Annotated in this window: 1 protein-coding gene; it reads right to left on the bottom strand. The window is 70.8% G+C overall.

The annotated features are described in order from the left end of the window. Positions 1–200: 200 nt before the first annotated feature. Entirely contained in the window at positions 201–1424 is a 1224-nt protein-coding gene (locus KBZ10_RS28920) for an IS110 family transposase (protein ID WP_210990709.1), read from the bottom strand. Positions 1425–1605 lie beyond the last annotated feature (181 nt).

Here is a 1605-nt window from a genome sequence, read left to right as displayed (position 1 = left end):
GGGGGGTGCCCCTATCTGTTTCGTCAACCCCGGTGGCGTCGGCTTGCGGGGGTTGATCCTGGTTTTCGGGAACGTCCCGCGAAGCGGGATGTTCCCGGCGGATCGGGTGGCTGATGGGCATCCCGTTGGCCGGCAGAGCCGCAGTGGCCGTGCCGGTGCGCGGGCGTCATGGGGCCTGGAGGGTAGGAGCTGTGGAGTCGTCAGGCAGCGAGGCCGACGTCGCCCGGGGTGCGTGCTTCGTAGAGGGCCCCGGTGCGGATCATCGCGTGGATGACGTTCACGCGCTGGCGGGCCAGGCGGAGGATCGCCTGGGTGTGGGTCTTGCCGCGTGCCCGCTGTCGGTCGTAGTAGATCCGGGAGGACGGGTCGGCTTTGCAGCCGATCGCGGCGAACGCGGCCTGGAACAGGGCGCGTTTGAGGAGCCGGTTGCCGCGGTGGGGTGCGTGCTCGCCGCGGATGGAGGTTCCCGAGGACTTCGTGGCGGGCGCGAGTCCGGCGTAGGAGGCAAGGTGTCCGGCGGTGGGGAAGGACGTGCCGTCGCCGATCGCGACGATCACGGCCGCTGTGGTCCTGACGCCCAGGCCGGGCAGGGAGGTCAGGAGGTGGAAAAGAGGGAGGGCCTCCAGCAGGGCGGCGATCTCCTGCTCGGCCTGGCGGCGCTGGGTGTGGGCGGCGGCGAGCTGGGCGGCCAGACCGGGGATGATCAGCGCGGACGTCTCGGTGCCCGGGACGACGAGGGTCTGCTCGTCCAACGCCTCGAAGATCTCGGTGGTGAGGTGGTGGGCCTTGCGCGAGCCGTTCGCCTTGAGCAGGGCCTCGACCCGGGCCCGCCCCAGCTTCCTGATCTTCGCAGGAGAGCCGTGCCGCTGAAGGAGGGCCTGGACGTAGGGGCAGGCCAGGCGTTTGCCCAGGACCCGCTCCAGGGAGGGGTGGATCTGGGAGAGCAGGCCGCGCAGCCGGTTGGTGGCGCGGTTGACCTCGCCGGCCAGGTCATTGTCGTAGCCGGTGAGCATGGTCAGTGCGGCCAGCGTCTCGTCGTCCCGGTCGATCGCGCGCAGGGTGTGCGGCATGGTGCGGGCGGTCTCGGCGATCACGAAGGCATCGCGGGCGTCGGTCTTCGCCTCGCCGGGATACAGGTCGGCGGCCCGGCGCATCGACAGTCCGGGCAGGTAGGCGACCCGGCAGCCTGCCGCGCGGGCCACCGTCAGCGGCAGGGCGCCGATGTTGGCGACCTGGTCCACGATCACCAGAACGGTCCCGAACTTCGCCACCAGCTTGCTGAACAGCTCCAGCAGTTTCGGCTCGGTGTTCGGCAGGCGCTTGTCGTGCACGGTTCTGCCGTCCCCGGTCCGGCCGTGGGCGTGGTGGAACTCCTTGCCCAGGTCCAGACCGAGGAAGAGATCTATCGCGGTCGTGTCGACCATCCGCGTGTGCCCCTCGCCACTCGTCTCCTCAACTCCCGGCCGTCCCTGCGGCACCGCACGCCGGCAACCACGTTACGCAGACATGCCGCCCGAAGCAGCCCGGCATTGCGCCGGGCCAGGCGGTCGTCAGGCCCCTCATCAGCGGTCAAGCGGTGCCCCGAAGCCCGGCGGCAACACCCCC

The sequence above is a fragment of the Streptomyces sp. F63 genome, from assembly GCF_018070345.1.
Lineage (GTDB): Bacteria > Actinomycetota > Actinomycetes > Streptomycetales > Streptomycetaceae > Streptomyces.
This window is presented reverse-complemented; position numbering and strand designations above follow the sequence as displayed.

What these genes read in the sequence shown, in the direction of transcription:
- KBZ10_RS28920 (WP_210990709.1), bottom strand. Translation starts at nt 1,424, where the DNA reads ATGGTCGACACGACCGCGATAGATCTCTTCCTCGGTCTGGACCTGGGC.